A 23,993-nucleotide genomic window follows, 5' to 3' on the forward strand; every position below is an offset into this window, starting at 1 on the left:
ACGGCTAGCATGGCGGCGTGATCCGCCTGGAGAATGTGTCCAAGTCGTACAAGACGTCGACCCGGCCCGCCCTCGACAAGGTGAGCGTCGAGATCGACAAGGGCGAGTTCGTCTTCCTCATCGGCCCGTCCGGTTCCGGGAAGTCGACCTTCCTGCGGCTGCTCCTGCGTGACGACACGCCCACCTCCGGTGATATCCACGTGGCGGACTTCCACGTCAACCGCCTGTCGGCGCGCCGGGTGCCCAGGTTGCGGCAGAACCTCGGCTGCGTGTTCCAGGACTTCCGGCTGCTGCAGCGCAAGACGGTGGCCGAGAACGTCGCGTTCGCGCTCGAGGTGATCGGCAAGCCTCGCTCGGTCATCGCTCGCACCGTGCCCGAGGTGCTCGACCTCGTCGGCCTGTCCGGCAAGGCCGACCGCCTGCCCACCGAGCTGTCCGGCGGCGAACAGCAGCGCGTCGCGATCGCCCGGGCATTCGTGAACCGGCCCCTGGTGCTCATGGCCGACGAACCCACCGGCAATCTCGACCCGGACACCAGCCAGGACATCATGATGCTGCTCGAGCGCATCAACCGCACGGGCACCACCGTGCTCATGGCCACCCATGACCACCACATCGTCGACTCCATGCGGCGCCGCGTGGTCGAGCTCGATCTCGGTCGGGTCGTGCGCGACGAGGCGCGCGGCGTCTACGGCGTCGGCCGCTGACCGCGCCCTTCCGCTCCCAACGCTCTCGCCCCTCCGGCAACCGAAGGACTTCGACACTCCATGCGTGCCAGCTTCATCCTGAGCGAGGTCGTCACCGGCCTGCGCCGCAACCTGACCATGACCGTCGCGATGATCCTGACCACCGCGATCTCCCTCGGCCTGTTCGGCGCGGGCCTGCTCGTCGTGCAGATGGCCGACAAGACGCAGCAGATCTTCCTCGACCGGGTCGAGGTGCAGGTGTTCCTCACCGACGACATCTCGACCCTCGACCCCGACTGCGAACAGGACATCTGCCGCACCCTACGTTCGGACCTCGAGAACACCCCGGCGGTGGTGTCGGTGCAGTACCTCAACCGCGAGGACGCCGTCGCCGACGCGACCGAGCGGGTCTTCAAGGACCAGCCGGAGCTCGCCGAGCTCGTCAGCCCCGAGAGCTTCCCGGCCTCGTTCAAGATCAAGCTCTCGGACCCCGACCGGTTCGGGGTGATCGAGGACCAGTTCGCCGTCCGTCCCGGCGTCGACAGCGTGCTCAACCAGAAGGACCTCGTCGAGCGGCTGTTCAGCGTGCTGGGCGGCGTCCGCAACGCCGCCTTCGCGATCGCCACGGTCCAGGCGGTCGCTGCGATCCTGCTCATCGCGAACATGGTGCAGATCGCCGCGTTCACCCGCCGCGCCGAGGTGGGCATCATGCGGTTGGTCGGCGCCACCCGCTGGTACACCCAGCTGCCGTTCCTGCTCGAGGCCGTCGTGGCGGCCGTGATCGGCGCGGCGCTGGCGATCGCGGGGTTGTTCGTCGCGAAGGGCGCCTTCGTCGACGAGGTGCTCTCGGAGGTCTACGAGGCCAACATCGTCGCCCGCATCTCCAACAGCGACGTGCTGCTGGTCTCGCCGATCCTGGTGCTGGTGGGCGTCGGCATGGCGGCCCTGACCGCCTACGTCACCCTGCGTCTGTACGTGCGTGAATAGGGCCGCACCGGTGCGCGGGAATATCTCGTTGTGTCCGCTACCTATGCTGTACACAGATCTGTCGGACGCATCGAGGACCGGAGGGGCCCGAAAGTGAAGGAAAAGGGCCGCAAGGTCATCGCCACGAATCGCAAGGCGCGGCACAACTACACCATTCTCGACACGTACGAGGCCGGAGTCGCGCTCCTGGGCACCGAGGTCAAGAGCCTGCGCGAGGGCAAGGCGTCGCTCGTCGACGCGTTCGCCACCGTCGACGACGGCGAGGTGTGGCTGCGCGGGCTGCACATCCCCGAGTACGGGCACGGAACGTGGACCAACCACGCGCCCCGGCGCACCCGCAAGCTGCTGCTGCACCGCCGGGAGATCGACAACCTCGTCGGCAAGACCCGTGAGGGCAATCAGACCCTGGTCCCGCTGTCGATGTACTTCTCCGACGGCAAGGTGAAGGTCGAACTGGCACTGGCCAAGGGTAAGCAGGACTACGACAAGCGGCAGGACCTGGCCCGTCGCACCGCCGAGCGCGAGGTGACCCGCGAACTCGGCCGGCGGGTGAAGGGCATGCGCTGACGGCGATCGTGCTCGCCCTGGTGGCCGCGGTCGGCTACGGGGTGAGCGACTTCCTCGGCGGGGTCGCGTCCCGCCGGGTGGCGGCGCTGCGGTTCGTGATCGTCTCGTACCCGCTGTCGCTGCTGCTGGTGCTCGCGGTCGCACCGCTCGTGGGCGGCGACCTCACCCCCGAGTCGCTCGGCTGGGGCGCGGCGGCCGGTGTCGCCGGTGGGCTCGCGATCTGGTGGTTCTATCTCGCGCTCGCCGCGGGCCCGATGTCGGTGGTGTCCCCGCTCACCGCCGTGCTCGTGGCCGGCATCCCGGTGCTCGTCGGGATCGCGACAGGGGAGCGGCCCGGACCGGTCGCCTACGCCGGCATCGCGATCGCCCTCGTCGCCGTCGTGCTGGTCAGTCGCGAATCGAAGGAAGGCGTCGCCGGGGACGAGCAACCCCGATTCACCGCGAACGTCGCGTGGCTGACCGTCGGCTCCGGAGTCGCGTTCGCGCTGATGTTCGTCGCGCTGCACCGCGTCCCCGAGGGCACCGGCCTGTGGCCCCTCGGCATGTCCCGGCTCACGGCGACGCTCGTCGTGTGGGCGGTGGCCTTGGGGGTGCGGCAGATGATCCGGCCGCCGAGCCGGGTGTATCCGCACATCGTCGCGGTCGCGGTGCTGGACGTGATCGCCAACGGTGCCCTGATGTTCGCTTTCCAGGGCGGCATGCTGTCGCTGGTGAGCGTCATCGGCGCGCTGTACCCGGCGGCGACCGTGCTGCTGGCGATGGTCGTGCTGGGCGAGCGGATCGGGCGCGGCCAGATGACCGGCATGGTGCTCGCCCTCACCGCCGTCGGCATGATCACCGCAGCCGCCTGAGGGCTGTGAGCCACGTCATTCGCGTCGCGGCGGAAATGGGAATGACGGAGGGCGGTCCGCGCGTTAGAGTGGGTAGTCCTGCGAAAGCCGCAGGTACGTACGGGGCTGAACGGTTTCGACTGCGTACGTTGAGTCAGGGGAAGCGTGTCGGTGCAGGCAAGAGACCACCGTAAGCGTCGCTGCAAACCAATAAGCGCCGAGTCTACTCAGCGCGAGTACGCCCTCGCTGCCTAAGCGAGTGCGTCTCTGTCAGACCGGGTGCGCTCCCGCCCCGGATCCTGGCATCGACTAGGGAGCTCCACCGTACGGCTCGGTCGCGGAGCCGGACGGGACAACAAACAGCGACTGGGATCGTCATCTCGGCTTGTTCGCGGGACCGGGAGATCCAAGTAGAGACATAGCGAACTGCACACGGAGAAGCCCTGGCGAGGCGGCGGAGGACCCGGGTTCGATTCCCGGCAGCTCCACCGGAAACGCGAAGGACCCCGGCCACCCGGCCGGGGTCCTTCGCGTATGCCGGCCCTCTACGGTTACCGGCATGGAGTACAAGCCGACGGCCGTCGTCGCCGCGGGCGGCGCGGTGGGCGCCGTGACCCGATACGCGCTGTCCGTGCAGTTCCCTGGCATCTGGACGATCGCGGCGATCAACGTCGCCGGTTCGCTGCTGCTCGGCGTCGTCGCAGCGATGCTCGGTCCCGACCGGCTGTGGCGCCTGTTCCTCGGCGTCGGTGTGCTCGGCGGCTTCACCACCTTCTCCACATTCGCCGTCGACACGGTCCGCCACCCCGCGACTGCCGTCGTCTACGTGACCGTGACGCTCGTGGGGGCACTCGCGGCGGCGCGCGCCGGCATGGCGGCCGGCGAGGCGTGGCGGCACCGGACGGCCCGATGACCGTCCTGCTCGTCGCTCTCGGCGGCGGTGCCGGGGCGGTCCTGCGCTATCTCGCCGGCCGGCACGTCCGCTCCTACCGCAGCGTCCCGGTGGCGACCCTGACCGTCAACGTCCTCGGTTGCCTGCTGCTGGGGCTGCTGTCCGGGGCCGCGCTCGCGCCGTCGGCGTTCGCGCTGCTCGGCACCGGGTTCTGCGGGGGCCTGACCACCTATTCGACATTCGCCGTCGAGACGGTCGGCCTCGTCCGGGTGCGCCGCCCGGTCACCGCGACGGTGTACGCGGCGGTGAGCGTGCTCGCCGGCACGGCCGCGGCGTGGGCCGGGTATGCCCTCACGTCCTGACCGACCGTGATCGGCGCGCGCCGGGCACGCCGGGCGGGCAAGATGAGCAGGGCAGGGTCGGGTGGACGAGGAGGTCACATGGCGCACGAACGAGCGGGACAACCGGCGGCGGCCGAGGATCTGGAGGATCTCGCGCATCTGGTCACCGCGTACTACACGGTGACGCCGGACTCACAGGATCCGCTGCAGCAGGTGGCCTTCGGCACCTCCGGCCACCGCGGTTCCAGCCTCGACGGCGCCTTCAACGAGCAGCACATCCTCGCCACCACCCAGGCGATCGTCGAGTACCGGGCGGCGCAGCAGATCACCGGTCCGCTGTTCCTCGGCCGCGACACCCACGCGTTGTCGGAGCCTGCGTGGACGAGCGCGCTCGAGGTGCTCGCCGCCAACGGCGTCGACGTGGTGATCGACGCGCGCGACCGCTACACGCCGACCCCGGCCGTGAGCCACGCGATCCTGCGGCACAACGCGGCGGGTGGATCCGGGGCCCGCGCCGACGGCATCGTCGTCACCCCGTCGCACAATCCGCCCCGCGACGGCGGCTTCAAGTACAACCCGCCGCACGGCGGGCCCGCCGACACCGATGCGACGTCGGCGATCGCGGCGCGCGCCAACGAACTGCTCGCCGCGGGGCTGAACGGGGTACGCCGGGTGTCCGCCGTCCAGGCGCTCGCCGACGCCGGCCGGCACGATTTCCTCGCCGCCTACATCGACGACCTGCCGAATGTCCTCGATCTCGACGCCGTCCGCGACGCCGGGTTGCGCGTCGGCGCCGATCCGCTCGGCGGCGCCAGCGTCGACTACTGGGGCGAGATCGCCGAGCGGCACCGGCTGGACCTGACCGTCGTCAACCCGCTCGTCGACGCCACCTGGCGGTTCATGACCCTCGACACCGACGGCAGGATCCGGATGGACTGCTCGTCGCCCAACGCGATGGCGTCGTTGATCGGCGTCCGCGATCGCTACGACCTGGCGACCGGCAACGACGCCGACGCCGACCGGCACGGCATCGTCACCCCCGACGGGGGCCTGATGAACCCGAACCACTATCTCGCGGTCGCGATCGACTACCTGTACCGGCACCGGTCCGGATGGTCGGCCGAAGCGAAGGTCGGCAAGACCCTCGTGAGCTCGTCGATGATCGACCGGGTGGCCGCGGGCCTGGGCCGGGGTCTGCTCGAGGTGCCGGTGGGCTTCAAGTGGTTCGTCCCCGGCCTGCTCGACGGCACCCTCGGCTTCGGTGGTGAGGAGAGCGCCGGCGCCTCGTTCCTCCGGCGCGACGGCTCGGTGTGGACCACCGACAAGGACGGCATCCTGCTGGCCCTGCTCGCGTCCGAGATCACCGCCGTGACCGGCACGACCCCCTCCCGGCGCTACGCCGAACTCGCCGAGCGCTACGGCGACCCGTCGTATGCCCGGGTCGACGCGCCCGCCACGCGCGAGCAGAAGGCCGTCCTGGCGAAGCTCTCGCCCGAGCAGGTCGACGCCACCGAACTCGCCGGCGAACCGATCACCGCGACCCTCACCGCTGCGCCGGGCAACGGTGCCGCGCTCGGAGGCCTGAAGGTCACGACCGAGAACGCGTGGTTCGCGGCCCGGCCCTCCGGCACCGAGGACGTGTACAAGATCTACGCCGAATCGTTCCTCGGTCCGGAGCATCTCGCCCGCGTCCAGGACGCGGCGCGGGACCTGGTGTCCCACGTCCTCGGCTGAACCCGCACCGGCGGGACGCGCCCGCCCGCCCGGTCGTGCGCGTCGCTAACATCAGGCCATCATGCGAACACGCGACGCCGCCCTGCCGCGGGAGATCTGGGTCCTGGTCAGCGCGGCCTTCGTCATCGCCCTCGGTTTCGGTCTCGTCGCGCCCGCGCTGCCGCAGTTCGCGCGCAGCTTCGGGGTGGGGGTCACCGCGGCGTCCGTCGTCATCTCGGCGTTCGCGGCGATGCGCCTGCTGTTCGCCCCCGCGAGCGGAAACCTCGTGCAGCGGCTGGGCGAGCGGCCGGTGTACACCGCCGGCGTGCTCATCGTGGCGCTGTCCACCGGCGCCTGCGCCTTCGCGACGGACTACTGGCAGCTGCTGCTGTTCCGGGCGCTCGGCGGCATCGGCTCCACCATGTTCACCGTCTCGGCGCTCGGGCTGCTGATCCGCATCTCCCCGCCGAACGCGCGGGGCCGGGTGTCGGGGCTCTACGCGACGAGCTTCCTGCTCGGCAACATCGGCGGCCCCCTGGTCGGTGGCGCCCTGGTCGGACTGGGACTGCGGGCACCGTTCCTCATTTATGCGGTGGCGCTGCTCGTCGCCGCAGCGGTCGTGTTCGTGAGCCTGCGTCACTCCGCGCTTGCCGCGCCGGACTCCGGCGGCGCCATGCCGGTGATGCGGTTGCGGGAGGCTCTGCGGTCGCCGGTGTACCGGGCCGCGCTCGGGTCGAACTTCGCCAACGGCTGGGTCGTCTTCGGCGTGCGGGTGGCGATGGTGCCGCTGTTCGTCGTGGAGGTCCTCGGGCGCGACGCCGCCCTCGCCGGGGTGGCGCTGACGGTGTTCGCCGTGGGCAACGCCCTGGTCCTGATGGTCTCCGGGCGGTTGTCCGACCGGTTCGGCCGCCGCCCGTTCGTCCTGCTCGGACTGGTGGTGTGCGGGACCAGCACGATCGCGATGGGCCTCACCACGAACCTCGCGCTGTTCTTCGCGACGTCGCTGCTGGCCGGCGTCGGGTCCGGCCTGATGAACCCGGCCCAGCAGGCGTCCGTCGCCGACGTGGTCGGCAGCAAGGCGCGCGGGGGCCCGGTGCTGGCGACGTTCCAGATGACCGCCGACGTGGGAGCGGTGATCGGACCGGTAGCTGCCGGAATCCTGGCTCAGCAGGTGTCGTACGGGGCCGCCTTCGCCGTGACCGGCGCCGTCATGCTGCTCGTCGCCGTGCCCTGGGCGCTGGCGCCGCGGCCCGCCCGGGAACCCGCAGTGACCGAGGCCACGGAGATCTGACCCCCGTCGTCGGTACTGTCGAAGGGGTGTGGATTCCCCTGTTCAGCCTGCTCGCCCGGCTCGGTCTCGCTGCCGTGTGGCTGATCTCCGGCTGGATCAAGTTCGCCGATCCGTCGCAGACCGTCGTGGCCGTCCGCGCATACCAGTTGTTGCCCGAGACACTCGTGCGACCCGTTGCGGCCGGTCTGCCGATCCTCGAACTCGTGCTCGGGCTGCTGCTGCTGATCGGACTCGCGGTGCGCGCCGCAGCGGTCGCGGGCGCGGCTGCGCTGCTGACCTTGATCGCGGTGATCGCCTCGGTATGGGCCCGCGGCCTGTCCATCGACTGCGGGTGCTTCGGCGGCGGTGGGGCGGCGGACGTGGACGGCTGGGACTACGCCGGGGAGATCGCACGAGACCTCGGCTTCCTCGCCCTGGCCGGGTGGCTGACGGTGTTCCCTCGCAGTCCGTTCGCGCTCGGCCCCGGCTCACGGGCGAGGCTCTCAGCACGCACTCAGTCCGTGATGGCAGAGTGATCCCGCATCGATCCCCGAGCAGCGAAGGGCAGATTCCGTGAGCGCGAAGAAGGTCAAACCGGTCAAGTACACGCCGGAGCCGACGTCGAGCAAGTCCACCTTCATCCTCGGCGGCATCGCGGTCCTGGTCATCGCGGTGCTGGTCATCGGGGGGGTGTTGTGGCAGGCGAACCGCGGCAAGGCGCGCAATGAGGGATACGGGACGGTGCAGAACGCCGCGGTGCAGGTGGAACTGCAGGACGACGGTGTCATCGTGCTCGGTCTTCCCGACGCCGCGACCACGATCGACGTGTTCGAGGATCCGCTGTGTCCGTACTGCGCCGAACTCGAGCACAAGCACGGCCAGGAACTGGCGCAGGCGGTCGACGCCGGCGACGTCGCCGTGCGGTACCACATGCTCGCGTTCCTCGATCAGCTCTCCGCGAGCGGCGACTACTCGACCCGCGCGGTCGCGGCCGGCCAGTGCGTTGCGCAGACCGGGGACGCGACGGCGTTCTCCGCGTTCCACGCCGCGTTGCTCTCGCCGGAGAACCAGCCCGCCGAGCGGAGCGACAGCGACCTCACCAACGCCGAGCTGGCACAGATGGCTCGGGACGCCGGGGCGTCCGACGAGGCGGCGCAGTGCGTCGCCGACGGCGCGCGCGTCGAGCAGGCTGCGGTCGACGCGGAGGCGGGACGGCAGGCGCTCGCGGCGGCGGGCGCGTCCGGCACCCCCGCGGTGGTGCACAACGGCACCGTGATCGACGCCCTCGGCAACGACAACTGGGTGGCCGAACTCGGCTGAGGCGGTGGCGACGGTGGTCGGGCGTTCGACCACCGTCGCCCTCACCGTCGTCACTGACCAGGCGATTTGTTGTCGTTGACGGCGATGGTGTAATTTTCTTTTCGCACCGGGGAGTGAATCCCGGGTGACGATCCGAGTACGGGGCTATGGCGCAGCTGGTAGCGCACCACACTGGCAGTGTGGGGGTCAGGGGTTCGAGTCCCCTTAGCTCCACCATCACCGCGAGAGGCGAGAGTGAATGCTCTCGCCTCTCGTCGTGAGAGGCCACCGCGGGTGGCCCGGTTGTTCTGCACGGGGCTATGGCGCAGCTGGTAGCGCACCACACTGGCAGTGTGGGGGTCAGGGGTTCGAGTCCCCTTAGCTCCACTCCCTCCGGGACTCTCCGGATCCTTCTCCCACCGTGTCGGCGCCACTCTCCGGGCAATGCCGACATTTTTCACTTCGGAACCTGCTCCACGCTCTCGTCCGGCGGCGCACACTGTGATGGATCGCTTCGAAAACGGGAGAGGTGAGCTGTCGTGTCCGAAGGTTCGAGCGTTACCCCGGGTTCTCCTGCTGGTGCGGGTGCCACCGCCGGTGCAGGTTCCACCGCAGCGGCGGGTGCGTCCGCGCGCCACGGTGGTGGTGCCCACGAGGCCGGCGGTCCCGCCGCCGCGGTCCGCCACGGCACCGGCCCTGCATCCGGGTCCGGTCTGAAGCAGGGCTTTGCCGCGGGCACGTCGATCGCGGCCGGCATCCTGCTCGCAACGGTCGGCGTCCTGCAGGTCCTGCAGGGCATCGCCGCGATCGCCAAGGACGACATCGTCGTCGTCGGCCAGGAATACACCTTCGCCTGGAGCGTCTCGGCATGGGGCTGGGTGCATCTGATCCTGGGCATCCTCGTCGCCGTGATCGGTCTCGCTCTCGTCACGGGGGCCACGTGGGCGCGCGTCGCCGCGATCGTCATCGCGGCGCTGTCGATCATCGCGAACTTCCTGTGGTTGCCCTACTACCCGGGGTGGTCGCTCGCGATCATCGCGATCGACGTGGTGGTGATCTGGGCGGTGTCCACCTGGGATGCCGATCGCACCTGGGATGCCGGTCGCACCGAGCCGGACTACCGCCCCTGATCAACCCTCGTACAGCCGCTGCACCACCTCGGCGCAGCGCGCGAGCACCCGCTCCCGCAGCGGGCGTCCGTGCGCGTCGACCTCCGTGGGCGGCAGCGGTGCGGGCAGCACGGTGAACCGGCGGATGCGTTCCCAGCGGCCGAGCTCCGCATTGAGGCGGTCGACGGCGGCCGCGGCCTCGGCCGGTGGGATCGCCCGGCCCGAGGTGGGGACAACAAGTCCTACGCAGTAGGGGCGAAGTTCGCCCACCACGACGAGGTCCGCGCCGGGCAACAGGGCCCGGAACCGGCGTGCGACGGCGACCGGCGCGACGTACTTGCCGGTCGAGGTCTTGAACACCTCCTTCTTGCGGCCGCGCAGTGTGACGAAACCGTCGTCGTCGACGACGGCGCGATCGCCGGTGTGGAACCAGCCGTCGCGGTCCAGGGCCGCCGCGGTGCGCTCGGCGTCGGCGTGGTAGCCGGTCATGACGGCGGGGCTGCGGACGAGCAGTTCCCCGTCGGAGGCGATGCGCACCTGCGTGCCGGGCAGGGGCCGGCCCACGGAACCGGGACGCCGGCTGTCCGGCCGGTTGACGCAGCACGGACCCGCGGTCTCGGTGATGCCGTATCCCTCGAGCGCCGGCACGCCGGCCCCTTCGAACCACTCGGCCAGCGGACGGTCGAGCCGGGCCGAGCCGGAAAGCACGAACCGCAACCGGCCCAGCTCCGCGGCACCGGACTCCACGCCGGCGCGGATCTTACCCAGCACGTGGGGAACGGACCCGAGGAATGTCGGCCGGACCTCGCCGAGGTGCTGCACGACCCGATCGGCACGGCCGTCGACGATCGTCGGCACACCGAGGTGCACACCCACGAACAGCAGCGCGCGTCCGAAGACGTGGGAGAGCGGCAGCCACAGCAGTTGCAGGTCCGAGGGCGTGAGCATGCCCAGGCGGGCCATGGCCCGGGCCTCGTAGGTGACGGCGGCGTGCGGCAGGCACGCGCCCTTGGCGGTGCCGTCGGAGGAGGTGTAGATCAGGGTGGCGAGGTGGTCGGGCCCCACGCCCGCGATGCGGGCCGTGACGGCCCCGGGATCGGTGGCCAGGAGCCGTCGGCCCTCGGCCTCGAGTTCGCCGAGCCGGTCCAGGTGCAGCACCGGCGCGGTGGGCAGCGGCCGGTCGGCGAAGGTCAGCACGCTGCCCGAATGCCGGAGCAGCGCCACCACCTCCGCCGGCGGGGTGGCGGGATAGACCGGCACGGTGACCGCCCCCGCGCACACGATCGCGAGGTCGGCGAGGATCCATTCGTAGCTGGTGGCTGCGCAGACGGCGACGTGCGCGCCCGGGAGGATTCCACGGCCGATCAACCCGGCGGCCAGGGCGGTGACCCGGCTGGCCACCTCGGTCCACGACACGCTCGTCCAGTCGTCGCCGCTGGGGTGCCGGAACGCCTCCGCGTGGGGCGTGCGGGCCACCCGGTCGAGCAGCAGCCGCGGCACGGTGCGGGCGGATTCACCCATCGCTGCTCGTCAATCCGCCGGGCCGCAGGGAGCGGCCGATCGCGCGGGCCGCGGTGCGGACCAGTTGGGACAGGGCGGTGACCTGCGCGGTGTCGGCGGCGGCGACGATCGACAGCGCCGCGATGGCGACGCCGGGCCGCTCGAAGATCGGTGCGGCCACGGAGACCGCCTCCATCGTCACCTGCCGATCGCTCACCGCGATCTCGGAGCGACGTACCTCGGCCAGGACCCGGCGCAGCTCGGCGGGGGAGGTGAGGGTGCGTTCGGTGAACCGCTCCAGCGGCCGGGCCAGCACCTCCTCCTGAACGGAGCGCGGTGCGAATGCGAGCAGCACGAGTCCCAGGCCGGACGCGTGGATGGGAAAGGGGCTGCCGACCCGGGTGAGGGTCTTCACCGCCCGCTGGCCGCGCAGGCGTTCGACGAACACCACCTCGGTGCCCTCCCGCACACCGAGCTGCACGTTCTCCTGGGTGATCTGCGACAGGTCCTCCATCACGGGCAGCGCCAGCTCCCGCAGCAGCGTGCCGCGTGGCGCGAGCGCCGCGACCTGCCACAGCCGGAGCCCGATGCTGAAGCGGCCGGACGAGTCGCGTTCCAGCGCGCCCCATTCGGTGAGATCCCCGGCGAGCCGGTGCACCGTGGTGAGCGGCAGGCCGGTGCGCCGGGAAATCTCGCTCAGGGTCAGGTTGGGTTGCTCGCGCGTGAACGCCTCCAGGAGGGTGAGCGCGCGTACCGTGACGGAACCGGTGGCCGGGCGGGCGGCGCCGGTGGGGGTCACGGTGTGCTCACCCCTTCCTCGGGAACTGCTCCGGTCAGGCCGGTTCGACTCTGAGCGGAATGCTAGCCCAGCCCTTGAGCGTGTTGTTCGGTTGCGGCACCGGATCCCCGGCCGGTTCGATCCGCCGGATCCGCCGTGCCAGTGCGGTGAGCAGCACCTCGGCCTCGAGCCGCGCGATCGGCTGGCCGACGCACTGGTGGATGCCCATGCCGAACGCGACGTGTCCGGCGGCGGAGCGGTGGATGTCGACGACGTCCGCATCGGGTCCCCATCGCCGTTCGTCGCGGTTGGCGGCGCCGAGGAACAGCAGGACCTTGCGGCCCTCGCCGATGGGGACGCCGGCCACCTCGGTGTCGGTGGAGGTGGTGCGGAAGAAGGTCTGCACGGGCGATTCCCAGCGCAGCGCCTCGTCGAACACGAACTTCGCAAGCGCCGGCCGGGCGTGCAGCGCCTGCCACTGCCCGGGGAACCGCGTCATGGCGTAGACGGTGTTGGCGATGCCGTGAACGGTGGTGTCCACGCCGGCGGTGAGCAGGGATCGAACGAGCATCGGCGCCTGTTCGGCGGTGATGTCACCACGGTCGGCGGCCGCCCAGATCTGCGCGCCGAACCCGCCCGGCGCGAGATTCTCCCGCCGGCACGACTCCGCGACCCACGCCTGCGCCGGCCCGGACGCGGCGAGTGCCTTCTCCACGCGATCGTTGCGGGGGCCGAACGCGTTGAACGCCGTGGCGCCGTAAGGCAACAGATGCTCGCGGCCGTCTTCCCGGATCCCCACCGCGTCCGGGAACACCCGCAGGGGGAACACCTCGGCGAGATCGGTGACGGCGTCGAACTCACCGCGGGCCACGAGCGCGTCGGCCAGGGCGTCGGCCTCGGCCTCGAACCCGGCGCGTAGCGCGCGCACCGTGCGCGGCGAGACTACGGCCCCCATGGCCGCCCGCACGACCGTGTGGTCCGGCGGGTCGGCCTCGAGCAGCAGGCTCGGGGGACGCCACGGTGTCTCGTGGGCGAAGTCGGCCAGGCCGACCCCCCGTCCGGAGACGAAGGTGCGCCAGTCGGTGAGGCAGGCGTGAACCTCCTCGAACCTGCCCGTCGCGTACACGTCGTAGCGGGGCAGGAACACCACCGGTCCGGCGGCGCGCAGCCGGGTGTGGAACTCGTAGGGGTCGGCGAGGACGGCGTCGTCGAACGGGTCGTCGTCGAGGATGGGCGGTTGCATTGCGACGGTCACGGCGGTCACCTCGGGGGTCGGGCAGTCAGAGTTCGAGAACCAGGCGGGGGCAGGCGGCGCGGGACACGCAGATCAGCATGGTGTCGTGCGCGGCCTGTTCTTCGGGGGTCAGCAGGGAGTCGCGGTGGTCGACCGTGCCGGCGAGCACGGGGGTCTCGCAGGTGCCGCAGGTGCCTTCCCGGCAGGACGAGAGCACCTGGACGCCCGTGGCGGCGACGGCGTCCAGGACGCTTTCGTCGGACGCGACGGTGACGGTGGTGCCGCTCAGGGCCAGCTCCACCTCGAAGCCGTCCGAGCGCACCGGTGCCGACCGTTCCTTCGCGGCGAACCGTTCGATCCGCAGCGACCCGGCGGGCCGGTCGGCGCAGGCGGTGGTGACGGCGTCGAGCAGCCCGGCGGGGCCGCAGCAGTAGACGAGGGTGCCGGGACGTGGGTGTCCGAGCAGCGACGGCAGGTCGAGCGGGCCCCGTTCGTCCTGCGGCACGAGGGTGACCCGGCCCGGGTAGCGGGTGACGAGGTCGTCGGCGAACGCCATCGAGGCACGGCGGCGGCCGCCGTAGACGAGGGACCAGTCGGCGCCGGCCGCTTCGGCCGCGGCGATCATCGGCACGATCGGGGTGATCCCGATCCCGCCGGCCAGGAAGAGGTAGCGCGGCGCCGGGGCGAGGTCGAAGTTGTTGCGGGGTCCGTGAACGCGGACGCGGTCACCAATGGAGAGTTTGTCGTGCACGTACTGCGAGCCACCGCGGCCGTCGGCCTCGCGCAGGACGGCGATGCGCCACGACCCGGCGTCGGCCGGGTCGCCGCACAGCGAGTACTGGCGGACGAGGTCGTCGTCGAGCAGGAGATCGATATGCGCGCCGGGACTCCACGGCGGCAGGGGCTCGCCGTCCGGGTGCCGCAGGCGCAGCGCGACGACGCCGTCCGCGGGTTCCGTCCGCTCGACGATCTCGAGCTCCGTGTCGAACTCGGCTGCGGGGGAGTCTTTTTCCGGGAAGATCATGGTCGGGTCCTCACGTGTGGGCGAGTTCGCGGGTCGGTTCGGGTGACTGGGGGAGGGCGGCGACGTGGCCGACGGGATGGGCGAGCAGCCAGTCCCACAGCGTGACGGGATCCTCGGCGACGTGCCGGGCACCGCAATGGCACGTGCCCTCGAGGCGGTCGGAGCCGGGCAGCCACACGATGCGCATCACATGCGGCCCGCGCAGCATCCGGTTCGGTTGCGACGGCATCGGTCATCTCGTCTCGGCGAGGGCGCCGCCCGCCGTCATCGCCTGCAGGATCCGTCGCGCGGCCAGGGCGCCGGCGTCGATGTTGATGCTCAGTTCCTGGTAGCCCTCGGGCTCGGTGGCGAGCACCTGTTCGAGCCGGTCGAGCGCGACGACGTCCTGCAGCACGACGGTACGGTTGTTCTCGCGCAGGAACTCGGTGACCTCCTCCTCGTCGAGCGCAAAATCCCTTGCCACCGACCAGAAATCGTGCGTGGAGTGTTCGGTCTCCGGGGTGATCGCGTAGACCACCTCGACGTGGAACGCGTCGCTGTCGGGTCCGGTCTCGGGCGGCAGCACGCCGACGGGTGCGATCCGGCTGTGCAGCAGGTACAGGCACGGCGGGTGGTACTCGATGTCCTGCCACCGGGTGATGCGGCCGTCGAGGCCGGTCGATTCGGCGTAGAAGGGCGGGCATTCCGCGTCGGCGATGTGCCGGGAGACGTAGACGATCCCGGCCTCGTCGTCGACCTCGGTAGTGATGGGGGTCTCGGCCACCTCGGGGGTGCCGATGTAGCCGCCGTGCAGGTACGTCTCGTGGGAGAGGTCCATCAGGTTGTCGACGAGCAGGCTGTAACGCGCCTGCAGCGGCTCCATCCCCGAGACCACGGCGTAGCCGGGCGAGTCGAGCCACGGCGCCCGGGGGATGCGGGTCGGATCGGCCTCGGCCGGACGATCCGGGTCGGCGATCCAGATCCACACGAACGAGTCCTGCTCCACCACCGGGTAGGACTTCAGTCGCGCGGTGCGGGGCACCCGCTTCTGGCCCGGCACGGCCACGCAGCCGCCGTCGGACCCGTAGGTGAAGCCGTGGTAGCCGCACACGACCGTGTCGCCCTCGAGGCGGCTCGGCGCCTGCGAGAGCGGGAAGCGGCGGTGCACGCACCGGTCCGACATTGCGCTGACCTCACCGGATTCGGTGCGCCAGAACAGGATCGGCTCGTCGCAGATGGTCCGGGCGAACAGTTCCCGGTCGATCTCGTGGCCGTAGGCGGCCACGTACCACTGGTTCCGGGCGATCTTCGTCATGGTTGTCTCGTCTCCACGGGGATGGTTCCGGTCCGGGCGACCGGCGGATGCCTCCACCGTGGCGGGCGACACGTGACGGGCGCCACCCTCCTTCCGGATTCCGGAAAGTCGAGGGCTCTCCTTCCGGCATCCGGAAGGAGGGTGGATTCGCTGTGATCCGATCCGCAACGCTCCCCGCAGGTGACTCGCCTCACATCCTTCGAACAGGGGCCCGATACATGGCAATCGATCTACGTGAACGCATCGACACCAGCCCGATGACGCGCTTCCAATGGGGCGCGGTGGCGATCTGCGTGCTGCTCAACGTCCTCGACGGCTTCGACGTGCTCGTCATGGCCTTCACCGCCCAGGCGGTGTCCCAGGAGTGGGGCCTGTCCGGTTCGGCGCTCGGCCTGCTGCTCAGCGCAGGCCTGTTCGGCATGGCCGCGGGCTCGCTGTTCCTCGCGCCGTGGGCCGACACGATCGGCCGCCGCGGCATGATCCTGCTCTGCCTGGGGATCGCGTCGATCGGCATGCTTGCCTCCGCGGTCAGCCAGAGCGCCCTGCAGCTGGGACTGCTGCGTGCCCTCACCGGCGTCGGCATCGGCGGAATCCTCGCCAGCAGCAACGTCATCGCCAGCGAGTACGCCTCCAACCGGTGGCGCGGGCTGGCGGTGAGCCTGAACTCCACCGGCTACGCCCTCGGTGCCACCGCCGGCGGCATCATCGCCGTCGTGCTGCAGAACTCCTACGGATGGCGATCCGTGTTCCTGTTCGGCGGCGTCTGCACGGCGGTGATCATTCCGGTCGTGTACCTCCGCCTGCCCGAATCCCTCGACTTCCTGCTCGCCCGCCGGCCTGCCCATGCCCTCGCCCGCATCAACGCGTTCGCGGTCCGCGCCGGGCACCAGCCGCTCGCCGCGCTGCCCGCGCCGCGACAGACCGACGCGTCCGGGGCGCGGTCCGGCGTCAGGATCGGCAGCCTCCTCGCACCCCGGCAGCGTCGCTCGACGCTGCTCGTCTGGGCCGCGTTCTTCCTGACCATGTTCGCCTTCTACTTCGTGACGAGCTGGACGCCGAAGCTGCTGGTCGAGGCGGGCCTGTCGGCCGACCAGGGCATCACCGGCGGCGTGCTGCTGAACCTCGGCGGCATCTTCGGCGCGACGCTCCTCGGCGCACTGTCCGCGCGATTCGCGCTGAAGCGGGTCCTGGCGTCGTACATGGTGATCGCCGGCGCTCTGCTCGTGGTCTTCGTCCCCGCCACCGTCGCGGTGGTCGTCGCGTTCGCGCTCGGCGCCCTCATCGGCGTGTTCGTCAACGGGTGCATCGCAGGCCTGTATGCGATCACGCCCTCGGTGTATGCGCCGTCGGTGCGGGCGACCGGCGTCGGCTGGGGCATCGGCGTCGGCCGGCTCGGGGCGATCGCCTCGCCGATCGTCGCGGGTGCGCTGCTCGACCTGCACTGGTCGCCCGCCCAGCTCTACCTGCTCGTCGCCGGCGCCCTCGTACTCGCGGCCGTCGCCGTGGGGCGGCTGCGGTTCGAGGAGCCTGCCGCCGACATCCGGCCCGCCGACGCGCCCGCCCCGGTGGCCACCCACTGATCGGCGGGGCCGGCCGCCGGGGCGCTCGCGCTATCGTGACCGGAGTGAGCACCACGATCCCGGCCCCCGACACGCTGATCACGAACCTGCGGGACGTCCTGGTCGGGCCGCTCACCGAGATCGGCCAGCGCTTCTCGGCGCTGCTCACCGACCTGGTCCCGCACACCGCCCTGGTGATCTTCACGCGGGAATGCACCGGCCGGCCCCGCAAGGTGGCCGGCGACCCGGCCATCGTCGACCGCGTGACCATCGCCGAACTCGACCGCGTCCGAAGCGAACTCGCGACCGGACAGATCCGTCGCGGCCCGGCCCGGATCGCGGGCCGGGACCGCGACGTGTGGGCGATCCTCGACGCCACCGACACGCTGCTCGTACTCGTCCCGGGCGGTGCCCGCACCGGCTCGATTCCCCTCGAGCTGGTCCGGGCCCTGTTCGCCGTGGTGGCAACCGGCATCCAGCTGCAGGTCCGCAACGCCAGCCCGGCGTACCTCGCCGAATCCCGCGCCGCGTCCTCCGAACGCGCACGGACCGTGGCCGAGCTCACCGAGGCCCATGCCATGACGCTCGAGTCGATCCTCGCGACGCTGCGGTCGAGGGACCTCGACGACACCCGGGCCCGCATCACCGCGCGCGAGACCGCCACCAATGCCCTCATCGGGCTGCGCTCGGCCGTCGACCGGCACCGCGAACTCGCCGAGGAGGCGGTGACCACCGCCTTCGCCCGGCTGCACGGCGAACTGCGCGGTCTGCTCCGGCACCGCGACGTGGTCCTCGAGATGGTCGCCCCGCCGGTGGACGGGCGGGCGCTACCGGGCGAGGTCGCGCATGCGGCCCGCGCGCTCGCCCGGGGCGCGGTCCTCGCGATGTCCGCGCAGGCCGACCTCGGCCGCGTCCGGGTCGCGTGGAACTGCGACGGAACCGACCTGATGATCGACATCCGGGACGACGGTGACGGCGAGGCCGACGCCGCCGACCTCGCGCGGCAGCTACGGGACCGGGCCGAAACCCTCGGCGGCACCGTGGAGGCCGAGTCCACGCCCGGCTGGGGTTGCCGGGTCGCGGCCCGGCTGCCGCTCGACATGCCCGCACCCGTGGCCGGCAGCCCCGCACTCGAGGCGCTGGCGGTCCTCGCGCCACGCGAGGTGGAGGTGCTCGAGCACCTCGTCGCGGGCCGGCGGAACCGGGTGATCGCCGAGCGGCTCGGCGTCAGCGAGTCGACGGTCAAGTTCCACGTGGCCTCGGTGCTCCGCAAGCTCGGGGTGAGCACCCGCGGGGAGGCGGCCGCGCTCGGCGCCGAGGCGGGGATCAAGGCCGCGGGCTGACGTCCGTCCCGCGTGTCCACTCGGCCGCCCGCGCCACGATCTCGGCGGCGACGTCGGCGGGCTCGGCGTCGATGCCGACGACGATCGCCGTCTCGTCGGGCTCGAGCGGCTCGAGCGTGTCGAACTGCGAGTCCAGCAGGTCGGCCGGCATGTAGTGGCCGCGCCGCGTGCGGAGCCGTTCCCGGATCTGCTCGCGCGTGCCCGACAGGTGCACGAAGACCACGTTCTCGCCGGCGAGGGCATCCCGGTAGCGGCGGCGCAGCGCCGAGCACGTCACCACCCCCGGTCGGCCCCGGACGGTGTGGTCCCGGATCCATGCGCCGACCGCCGCGAGCCACGGCGCCCGGTCGGCGTCGCCGAGCGGCCGGCCGGCAGCCATCTTCTCGACGTTGGCACGCGGATGCAGGTCGTCGCCCTCGAGCAGGTCCCACCCGGTGGCCTCGGCGACGAGTGCCGCGACGGTCGATTTGCCGGAGCCGGACACCCCCATGACGACGAGAATCGGCGGGCCGGGGTGGCCGGGTGAGTCCATTCGTGCCTCCCTGGTCGGCGCCTGGCGCCGCCTCGCGGCGGAGGCGGGACGCGTGTCAGCGCCCCAGCATGCCCCACCGGGTCGACCGAGTCACGGCGGCTCGTCGCGAGCGGCGCTCGGTCTCCGACATGCCACCCCAGATGCCGTACGGCTCACCGACTTCCAGGGCGTGGGTGCGGCAGCGCTCGAGGACCGGGCATCGGGCGCAGACGAGCTTGGCGCGGTACTCGCGCAGTTCGCGGGCGCGGCCACGTTCCCCTTCGGGATGGAAGAAGGCCGACGACTCGTGGCCCCGGCACGCCGCGTTCAGCTGCCAGTCCCAGCTCTCGCTGCGGGGGTGGGGGAGGGTCACCGTGTTGGCGATCGACATTGCACTCCTCGGGCCTGCGAGGGGTCGCCTCGCTGGGACGCTGCGCCCTGTGAGGGCGGTCATACCGAAGCTTAGCCGGACTTCCGTACCCGATCAACGCCACTTCGGCATTTTGGGGTCGAAAGTGAGGGACTGGTCTTTCGGTCAGGTGGATCCACTCCTTCGATCAGGTACCGGGGCGCCTCGCCGCCGATAGCGTGTGCGCATATCGCGATACGTCGCCGACGTCGCGCGAGCACCGCACGAGAAGAAGGAGTCACCGTCATGCCACAGCAGGTCCGGGGCGTCGTCGCCCGCGCGAAGGGCGCTCCCGTCGAGGTCGTGCCGATCGTCATCCCCGACCCGGGGCCGGGGGAGGTCGTCGTCGCGATCGCCGCGTGCGGGGTGTGCCACACCGACCTGCACTACCGGGAGGGCGGCATCAACGACGAGTTCCCGTTCCTGCTCGGGCACGAGGCCGCCGGGGTCGTCGAGTCCGTCGGTGCGGGCGTCGACTCGGTCGCCGTGGGCGACTTCGTCGTCCTCAACTGGCGGGCGGTGTGTGGACAGTGCCGCGCCTGCAAGCGCGGCCGCCCGCAGTACTGCTTCGACACCCACAACGCGACGCAGAAGATGACCCTCGAGGACGGTACCGAGCTGACCCCGGCCCTGGGCATCGGCGCGTTCGCGGACAAGACCCTCGTGCACGCCGGGCAGTGCACCAAGGTCGACCCCAGCGCCGACCCGGCCGTCGTCGGCCTGCTCGGCTGCGGGGTGATGGCCGGCCTCGGTGCCGCGGTGAACACCGGCGGGGTGACCCGCGGCGACTCCGTCGCGGTGATCGGCTGCGGCGGCGTCGGCGACGCCGCGATCATGGGTGCCCGCCTCGCCGGCGCCAACACGATCATCGCGGTCGACCGGGACCCGAGGAAGCTCGAGTGGGCCACCGACCTCGGGGCGACCCACACGATCAACGGCGCCGAGACCGACCCGGTCGCGGCGATCGCGGAGCTGACCGGCGGCTTCGGTGCCGACGTGGTCATCGACGCGGTCGGCCGCCCGGAGACGTGGAAGCAGGCGTTCTACGCCCGCGACCTGGCCGGCACCGTCGTCCTCGTCGGGGTGCCCACCCCGGAGATGACCCTCGAGATGCCGTTGATCGACTTCTTCTCCCGTGGGGGGTCCCTCAAGTCGTCCTGGTACGGCGACTGCCTGCCCGAGCGGGACTTCCCCATGCTGGTCGACCTCTACCAGCAGGGCCGGCTGCCGCTCGAGAAGTTCGTCACCGAGCGCATCGCCCTCGACCAGGTGGAGAAGGCGTTCGAGACGATGCACCGCGGCGAGGTGCTGCGTTCGGTGGTGGTCCTGTGACCGGGGCGAGCGAAGCGACGGGGGATAGGCACCGCATTCGCATCGACCGGGTCGTCACCCACGGCACCTTCGCCCTCGACGGCGGCGAGTGGGAGGTCGACAACAACATCTGGCTCGTCGGCGACGACGACGAGGTCGTGATCGTCGACGCCGCGCACACCGCGCAGCCGATCATCGACGCGGTCGGCGGCCGGAAGGTGGTGGCAATCGTGTGCACGCACGGTCACAACGACCACGTCACCGTCGCCCCGGAACTGGCCGACAGGCTCGACGCGCCGATCCTGCTCAACCCCGCCGACGACGTGCTGTGGGAGATGACCCACCCCGGCGTCGCGCACCGGCCGCTCGCGGACGGAGATCGGATCGCGGTGGCGGGCACCGACATCGAGGTCATCCACACGCCGGGGCACTCGCCCGGCTCGACGTGTCTGTACCTGCCGGAGGCGGGCGAGCTGTTCACCGGGGACACCCTGTTCTCCGGCGGGCCCGGGGCGACGGGACGCTCGTATTCGGACTTCCCGACCATCATCGGCTCGATCCGCGACAGGCTGTTCGCGCTGCCCGCCGAGACGAAGGTGCACACCGGTCACGGCGACGGCACGACGATCGGCACCGAGTCCCCACATCTCGAGGAATGGATCCGCCGGGGCAACTGACGAGGCCCGCGGTGCGTCCCGTCCCCGGACCGGCCGGTGGGACGCACCGCTAGGCTCGCCTCATGGCGAACAAGCGGATCCCCGTGGTGATCGTCGCAGGATTCCTGGGCTCCGGGAAGACCACCCTGCTCAATCACCTGCTGCGCAACAACCGCGGCGCGCGAATCGGCGTGATCGTCAACGACTTCGGCTCGGTCAACATCGACTCGATGATGGTCGCCGGGCAGGTCGACTCCATGGTCTCGCTGAGCAACGGCTGCCTGTGCTGCGCCGTCGACGTCGCGGACATGGACGCGATGCTCGATCGGCTCGCTCACCGTACCTCCGGCATCGACGTCATCGTCGTCGAGGCCAGCGGACTCGCCGAGCCGCGCAACATGATCCGGCTCGTCGTCGGCTCGGGCAACGAATTCGTGGGTTACGGCGGCCTCGTCCTCGTCGTCGACGCAGCCGAGTTCGGCACCGTCCGGGACCGGCATCCCGAACTCGATCAGCACGTCGCGCTCGCGGACCTCGTGCTGCTCAACAAGACCGACCGCATCGACGGCGACGCCCACGACGAGTTGCTCGAACTGCTGTGCCGCCTCAACGACCGCGCCGCGATCGTGTCGACCGTGCACGGGCGCATCGACCCGGCGTTGCTGTTCGACATCCCCGAACGCCCCGAGCCGCAACCAGGCGAACAACTCAGCCTCGACCGGTTGCTGTACGAGGAACACGACGAGGACGGCGGCCACACGCACCTGCACGACGGCTACGAGGCCGTCGACTTCGACTCCCCCGTCCCGCTGCACCCCCGTGCCCTCGTCGACTTCCTCGAGGAGCAGCCGGCCGGGGTGTTCCGCATCAAGGGGTACGTCCACGTCGTCGCCGGGGGACGCACACGCACCTACCTGCTGCACACCGTCGGCGACCACATTCGCTTCGACCCCGTCCGGCGCACGGGCGACGTCCCTGCCACCACCCGGCTCGTCGTGATCGGCGCCGATCTGGACCCCGATGCGGTCCGCGCCCGGCTCGCCGAATGTGTCCCGACCGAACCGGTGCCGGCAGACGCGATGCTGGCCGTGCACCGGTTCACCCCGCGCTGAGCGCGGGCCCGGAAGCGGGCCCTACCTACCGTGCGGCGGTCGCCGACGTGTGATTCGGGCGACGACGGCGGCCGGCCTGGCCGGCGCGTTCCTGCCGGGCCGCCGGCTGCTCCTGCCGCGACGCGCCCTGCTGCCGGGCGGCCCCGCCGCCGTGCTGCCGGGCGGCCCCGCCGCCGTGTTGCCGGGCGCTGCGCTGCGCCGCAGCCCCGCTGCCGCTGCGCCGGGCCGGCCGTCGCGATCCGCCGCCGGACGGGGCCGGTGCGGCCTGCTTGACCGACGGGCTCACGTGCGGGGCGATCTCGCCGACCAGGTCCAGCACGTGTTCCGACTTCGCCGTCACCCGCACCGGAGTGACCTTGATCGCGGCCTTGCGCATGATGACGGCCAGATCCTTGCGCTGCTCGGGCAGCACCACGGTCACGACGTCGCCGGTGCTCCCGGCGCGGGCGGTACGGCCCGAACGGTGCAGGTACGCCTTGTGCTCGGCCGGCGGGTCGACGTGCACCACCAGTTCCACGTCGTCGACGTGGACGCCGCGGGCCGCGACGTCGGTGGCCACGAGCACGCGCGCCTCACCGGAGGAGAATGCCGCGAGGTTGCGGTCGCGCGCGTTCTGCGACAGGTTGCCGTGCAGATCGACCGCCGGGATGCCGGACTCGGTGAGCTGGCGGGCCAGCTTGCGGGCCTGATGCTTGGTGCGCATGAACAGGATTCGCCGGCCCGTACCGGACGCCAGGGTCCGCACGAGGTCCTTCTTCGTGTCGGCGTTGTCGACGTCGAACACGTGATGGGTCATCGCCGCCACCGGGGAGTGCGCCTCGTCGACCGAGTGCAGCACCTCGTTGCGCAGGAACCGCTTGACGAGCTTGTCGACGCCGTTGTCCAGCGTGGCCGAGAACAGCAGGCGCTGACCGTCCTTCGGGGTCGCGTTCATGATCCGCGTCACGCCGGGCAGGAAGCCGAGATCGGCCATGTGGTCCGCCTCGTCGAGCACGGTGATCTCCACCGCGTCGAGCGTGACGAACTTCTGCCGCATCAGGTCCTCGAGTCGGCCCGGGCAGGCGATCACGATGTCCACTCCGCGGCGCAGCGCGTCGACCTGCCGGTTCTGCGACACTCCGCCGAAAATGGTGGTCACCCGCAGCCCGGCGACCCGCGCGAGGGGCTCGACGACCGCGGCGATCTGCGTGGCCAGCTCGCGGGTGGGGGCCAGCACCAGCCCACGCGGGCGGCCTGCCTCGCGGGTGGCGCGGCCGGCCAGGCGCGCGGTGAGCGGAATGGAGAACGCCAACGTCTTGCCGCTGCCCGTGCGGCCGCGGCCGAGCACGTCACGGCCGGCCAGCGTGTCGGGCAGCGTGTCGACCTGGATCGGGAACGGGCTCGTGATGCCGCTGTCGCCCAGGGAGGCCACCAGGGTCCGGGGGACGCCGAGGTCGGAGAAGGAAACGGTCATAGGTACAGAACTGCCTTTCGATGCAGCGTGCACGCACCCCGAGACGATCTCGGAGGGCGCAGTGGATCGCCGCAAGGAAAGCCGATGCCGGTATTGCATGCGGAACCGGGCACGA

Annotated in this window: 25 protein-coding genes, 2 tRNA genes and 1 other RNA gene; 19 read left to right on the forward strand and 9 right to left on the reverse strand. The window is 71.3% G+C overall.

Features of this window, described 5'->3' with window-relative positions:
• Nucleotides 1–17: 17 nt before the first annotated feature.
• The 14 genes from ftsE to G6038_RS00935 all read left to right on the forward strand — a co-directional run bounded on the left by ftsE (nucleotide 18) and on the right by G6038_RS00935 (nucleotide 9,715).
• A complete protein-coding gene (ftsE, locus tag G6038_RS00870; protein ID WP_010594670.1) occupies nucleotides 18–707 on the forward strand; it encodes a cell division ATP-binding protein FtsE in 690 nt (229 codons plus the stop codon).
• Nucleotides 708–767: 60 nt separating this feature from the next.
• On the forward strand, nucleotides 768–1,673 hold the full coding sequence (ftsX, locus tag G6038_RS00875) for a permease-like cell division protein FtsX (RefSeq protein WP_165035439.1): 906 nt from the start codon (nucleotides 768–770) through the stop codon (nucleotides 1,671–1,673).
• A 93-nt stretch (nucleotides 1,674–1,766) separates the two neighbouring features.
• Nucleotides 1,767–2,240, forward strand: coding sequence for an SsrA-binding protein SmpB (gene smpB, locus G6038_RS00880; protein ID WP_006940611.1), 474 nt, complete (start codon nucleotides 1,767–1,769; stop codon nucleotides 2,238–2,240).
• An 8-nt stretch (nucleotides 2,241–2,248) separates the two neighbouring features.
• Nucleotides 2,249–3,091: a DMT family transporter gene (locus G6038_RS00885; protein WP_165035440.1), complete on the forward strand. Its 843-nt coding sequence runs from the start codon at nucleotides 2,249–2,251 to the stop codon at nucleotides 3,089–3,091.
• 101 nt (nucleotides 3,092–3,192) lie between these two features.
• Nucleotides 3,193–3,561, forward strand: a transfer-messenger RNA (tmRNA) gene (gene ssrA / locus G6038_RS00890).
• Nucleotides 3,562–3,629: 68 nt separating this feature from the next.
• Nucleotides 3,630–3,983, forward strand: coding sequence for a CrcB family protein (locus G6038_RS00895; RefSeq protein ID WP_165035441.1), 354 nt, complete (start codon nucleotides 3,630–3,632; stop codon nucleotides 3,981–3,983).
• A complete protein-coding gene (gene crcB, locus G6038_RS00900; RefSeq protein ID WP_165035442.1) occupies nucleotides 3,980–4,324 on the forward strand; it encodes a fluoride efflux transporter CrcB in 345 nt (114 codons plus the stop codon). Before G6038_RS00895 ends, crcB begins: the two co-directional genes overlap by 4 nt.
• A gap of 78 nt (nucleotides 4,325–4,402) precedes the next feature.
• Nucleotides 4,403–6,037 carry a phosphoglucomutase (alpha-D-glucose-1,6-bisphosphate-dependent) gene (gene pgm, locus G6038_RS00905; protein ID WP_165035443.1) on the forward strand — a complete coding sequence of 545 codons (1,635 nt, stop codon included), beginning with the start codon at nucleotides 4,403–4,405 and terminating at the stop codon, nucleotides 6,035–6,037.
• 61 nt (nucleotides 6,038–6,098) lie between these two features.
• The gene (locus tag G6038_RS00910; RefSeq protein ID WP_165035444.1) at nucleotides 6,099–7,307 is read left to right on the forward strand and encodes an MFS transporter; all 1,209 of its coding nucleotides are present in this window, start codon (nucleotides 6,099–6,101) and stop codon (nucleotides 7,305–7,307) included.
• 26 nt (nucleotides 7,308–7,333) lie between these two features.
• Nucleotides 7,334–7,822, forward strand: a complete 489-nt coding sequence (locus tag G6038_RS00915) for a MauE/DoxX family redox-associated membrane protein (RefSeq protein ID WP_165035445.1) — start codon at nucleotides 7,334–7,336, stop codon at nucleotides 7,820–7,822.
• A 37-nt stretch (nucleotides 7,823–7,859) separates the two neighbouring features.
• Nucleotides 7,860–8,606 (forward strand): DsbA family protein, encoded by a 747-nt coding sequence (locus G6038_RS00920; RefSeq protein WP_165035446.1) that lies wholly within the window; start codon nucleotides 7,860–7,862, stop codon nucleotides 8,604–8,606.
• Between the two features lie 140 nt (nucleotides 8,607–8,746).
• Nucleotides 8,747–8,822: transfer RNA gene (locus G6038_RS00925), tRNA-Ala, on the forward strand.
• 77 nt (nucleotides 8,823–8,899) lie between these two features.
• Nucleotides 8,900–8,972, forward strand: a tRNA-Ala gene (locus G6038_RS00930).
• Between the two features lie 326 nt (nucleotides 8,973–9,298).
• Entirely contained in the window at nucleotides 9,299–9,715 is a 417-nt protein-coding gene (locus tag G6038_RS00935; protein ID WP_165035495.1) for a hypothetical protein, read from the forward strand.
• On the opposite strand, the gene G6038_RS00940 is transcribed toward G6038_RS00935, so the two are convergent.
• From G6038_RS00940 to G6038_RS00965, 6 genes are read right to left on the reverse strand one after another with little or no spacing between them, the layout of a single operon-like run.
• Nucleotides 9,716–11,215 (reverse strand): AMP-binding protein, encoded by a 1,500-nt coding sequence (locus G6038_RS00940; protein ID WP_165035447.1) that lies wholly within the window; start codon nucleotides 11,213–11,215, stop codon nucleotides 9,716–9,718. It lies immediately after the preceding gene.
• Nucleotides 11,208–11,993 (reverse strand): IclR family transcriptional regulator, encoded by a 786-nt coding sequence (locus tag G6038_RS32005; RefSeq protein WP_050035440.1) that lies wholly within the window; start codon nucleotides 11,991–11,993, stop codon nucleotides 11,208–11,210. The genes G6038_RS00940 and G6038_RS32005 overlap by 8 nt, the downstream gene beginning before the upstream one ends.
• Before the next feature lie 34 nt (nucleotides 11,994–12,027).
• The gene (locus G6038_RS00950) at nucleotides 12,028–13,227 is read right to left on the reverse strand and encodes a cytochrome P450 (RefSeq protein ID WP_346772714.1); all 1,200 of its coding nucleotides are present in this window, start codon (nucleotides 13,225–13,227) and stop codon (nucleotides 12,028–12,030) included.
• 25 nt (nucleotides 13,228–13,252) lie between these two features.
• On the reverse strand, nucleotides 13,253–14,230 hold the full coding sequence (locus G6038_RS00955; RefSeq protein WP_165035448.1) for a PDR/VanB family oxidoreductase: 978 nt from the start codon (nucleotides 14,228–14,230) through the stop codon (nucleotides 13,253–13,255).
• A 10-nt stretch (nucleotides 14,231–14,240) separates the two neighbouring features.
• Nucleotides 14,241–14,459, reverse strand: coding sequence for a hypothetical protein (locus G6038_RS00960; RefSeq protein ID WP_240918239.1), 219 nt, complete (start codon nucleotides 14,457–14,459; stop codon nucleotides 14,241–14,243).
• A gap of 3 nt (nucleotides 14,460–14,462) precedes the next feature.
• Nucleotides 14,463–15,524 (reverse strand): aromatic ring-hydroxylating dioxygenase subunit alpha, encoded by a 1,062-nt coding sequence (locus G6038_RS00965; RefSeq protein ID WP_165035449.1) that lies wholly within the window; start codon nucleotides 15,522–15,524, stop codon nucleotides 14,463–14,465.
• Nucleotides 15,525–15,742: 218 nt separating this feature from the next.
• Here G6038_RS00965 and G6038_RS00970 point away from each other — a divergent pair, with 218 nt between their 5' ends.
• The gene (locus tag G6038_RS00970; RefSeq protein ID WP_165035450.1) at nucleotides 15,743–17,104 is read left to right on the forward strand and encodes an MFS transporter; all 1,362 of its coding nucleotides are present in this window, start codon (nucleotides 15,743–15,745) and stop codon (nucleotides 17,102–17,104) included.
• Nucleotides 17,105–17,148: 44 nt separating this feature from the next.
• Nucleotides 17,149–18,426, forward strand: coding sequence for a LuxR C-terminal-related transcriptional regulator (locus tag G6038_RS00975; protein ID WP_165035451.1), 1,278 nt, complete (start codon nucleotides 17,149–17,151; stop codon nucleotides 18,424–18,426).
• Here G6038_RS00975 and G6038_RS00980 read toward each other — a convergent pair.
• Together G6038_RS00980 and G6038_RS00985 are read right to left on the reverse strand one after the other, a co-directional pair.
• Nucleotides 18,410–18,958: a gluconokinase gene (locus G6038_RS00980; RefSeq protein WP_165035452.1), complete on the reverse strand. Its 549-nt coding sequence runs from the start codon at nucleotides 18,956–18,958 to the stop codon at nucleotides 18,410–18,412. The two genes, G6038_RS00975 and G6038_RS00980, sit on opposite strands and share 17 nt — an antisense overlap.
• 55 nt (nucleotides 18,959–19,013) lie before the next feature.
• On the reverse strand, nucleotides 19,014–19,328 hold the full coding sequence (locus tag G6038_RS00985; RefSeq protein ID WP_165035453.1) for a WhiB family transcriptional regulator: 315 nt from the start codon (nucleotides 19,326–19,328) through the stop codon (nucleotides 19,014–19,016).
• A gap of 264 nt (nucleotides 19,329–19,592) precedes the next feature.
• Between G6038_RS00985 and G6038_RS00990 the strand changes: the two genes are divergently transcribed.
• The 3 genes from G6038_RS00990 (at nucleotide 19,593) to G6038_RS01000 (ending at nucleotide 22,425) form a co-directional block, all read left to right on the forward strand.
• Nucleotides 19,593–20,678 carry an S-(hydroxymethyl)mycothiol dehydrogenase gene (locus G6038_RS00990; protein ID WP_165035454.1) on the forward strand — a complete coding sequence of 362 codons (1,086 nt, stop codon included), beginning with the start codon at nucleotides 19,593–19,595 and terminating at the stop codon, nucleotides 20,676–20,678.
• Nucleotides 20,675–21,334: an MBL fold metallo-hydrolase gene (locus tag G6038_RS00995; protein WP_165035455.1), complete on the forward strand. Its 660-nt coding sequence runs from the start codon at nucleotides 20,675–20,677 to the stop codon at nucleotides 21,332–21,334. Before G6038_RS00990 ends, G6038_RS00995 begins: the two co-directional genes overlap by 4 nt.
• 62 nt (nucleotides 21,335–21,396) lie before the next feature.
• Nucleotides 21,397–22,425, forward strand: a complete 1,029-nt coding sequence (locus G6038_RS01000) for a GTP-binding protein (protein ID WP_165035456.1) — start codon at nucleotides 21,397–21,399, stop codon at nucleotides 22,423–22,425.
• A gap of 25 nt (nucleotides 22,426–22,450) precedes the next feature.
• Here G6038_RS01000 and G6038_RS01005 read toward each other — a convergent pair whose 3' ends face one another.
• Nucleotides 22,451–23,878: a DEAD/DEAH box helicase gene (locus G6038_RS01005; RefSeq protein WP_165035457.1), complete on the reverse strand. Its 1,428-nt coding sequence runs from the start codon at nucleotides 23,876–23,878 to the stop codon at nucleotides 22,451–22,453.
• Nucleotides 23,879–23,993: the final 115 nt, after the last annotated feature.

Source organism: Rhodococcus sp. 14C212, from assembly GCF_011058195.1.
GTDB classification, from domain to species: domain Bacteria; phylum Actinomycetota; class Actinomycetes; order Mycobacteriales; family Mycobacteriaceae; genus Rhodococcus; species Rhodococcus aetherivorans.

Bases quoted from the DNA above. Each gene is read 5' to 3' on its own strand.
- G6038_RS00910 (WP_165035444.1), top strand. From the start codon at position 6,099: ATGCGAACACGCGACGCCGCCCTGCCGCGGGAGATCTGGGTCCTGGTC.
- G6038_RS00955 (WP_165035448.1), bottom strand. From the start codon at position 14,230: ATGATCTTCCCGGAAAAAGACTCCCCCGCAGCCGAGTTCGACACGGAG.
- G6038_RS00965 (WP_165035449.1), bottom strand. From the start codon at position 15,524: ATGACGAAGATCGCCCGGAACCAGTGGTACGTGGCCGCCTACGGCCAC.
- G6038_RS00970 (WP_165035450.1), top strand. From the start codon at position 15,743: ATGGCAATCGATCTACGTGAACGCATCGACACCAGCCCGATGACGCGC.
- G6038_RS01005 (WP_165035457.1), bottom strand. From the start codon at position 23,878: ATGACCGTTTCCTTCTCCGACCTCGGCGTCCCCCGGACCCTGGTGGCC.
- G6038_RS00985 (WP_165035453.1), bottom strand. From the start codon at position 19,328: ATGTCGATCGCCAACACGGTGACCCTCCCCCACCCCCGCAGCGAGAGC.
- G6038_RS01000 (WP_165035456.1), top strand. From the start codon at position 21,397: ATGGCGAACAAGCGGATCCCCGTGGTGATCGTCGCAGGATTCCTGGGC.
- G6038_RS00980 (WP_165035452.1), bottom strand. From the start codon at position 18,958: ATGGACTCACCCGGCCACCCCGGCCCGCCGATTCTCGTCGTCATGGGG.
- G6038_RS00940 (WP_165035447.1), bottom strand. From the start codon at position 11,215: ATGGGTGAATCCGCCCGCACCGTGCCGCGGCTGCTGCTCGACCGGGTG.
- G6038_RS00895 (WP_165035441.1), top strand. From the start codon at position 3,630: ATGGAGTACAAGCCGACGGCCGTCGTCGCCGCGGGCGGCGCGGTGGGC.
- ftsX (WP_165035439.1), top strand. From the start codon at position 768: ATGCGTGCCAGCTTCATCCTGAGCGAGGTCGTCACCGGCCTGCGCCGC.
- pgm (WP_165035443.1), top strand. From the start codon at position 4,403: ATGGCGCACGAACGAGCGGGACAACCGGCGGCGGCCGAGGATCTGGAG.
- G6038_RS00990 (WP_165035454.1), top strand. From the start codon at position 19,593: ATGCCACAGCAGGTCCGGGGCGTCGTCGCCCGCGCGAAGGGCGCTCCC.
- crcB (WP_165035442.1), top strand. From the start codon at position 3,980: ATGACCGTCCTGCTCGTCGCTCTCGGCGGCGGTGCCGGGGCGGTCCTG.
- G6038_RS00960 (WP_240918239.1), bottom strand. From the start codon at position 14,459: ATGCCGTCGCAACCGAACCGGATGCTGCGCGGGCCGCATGTGATGCGC.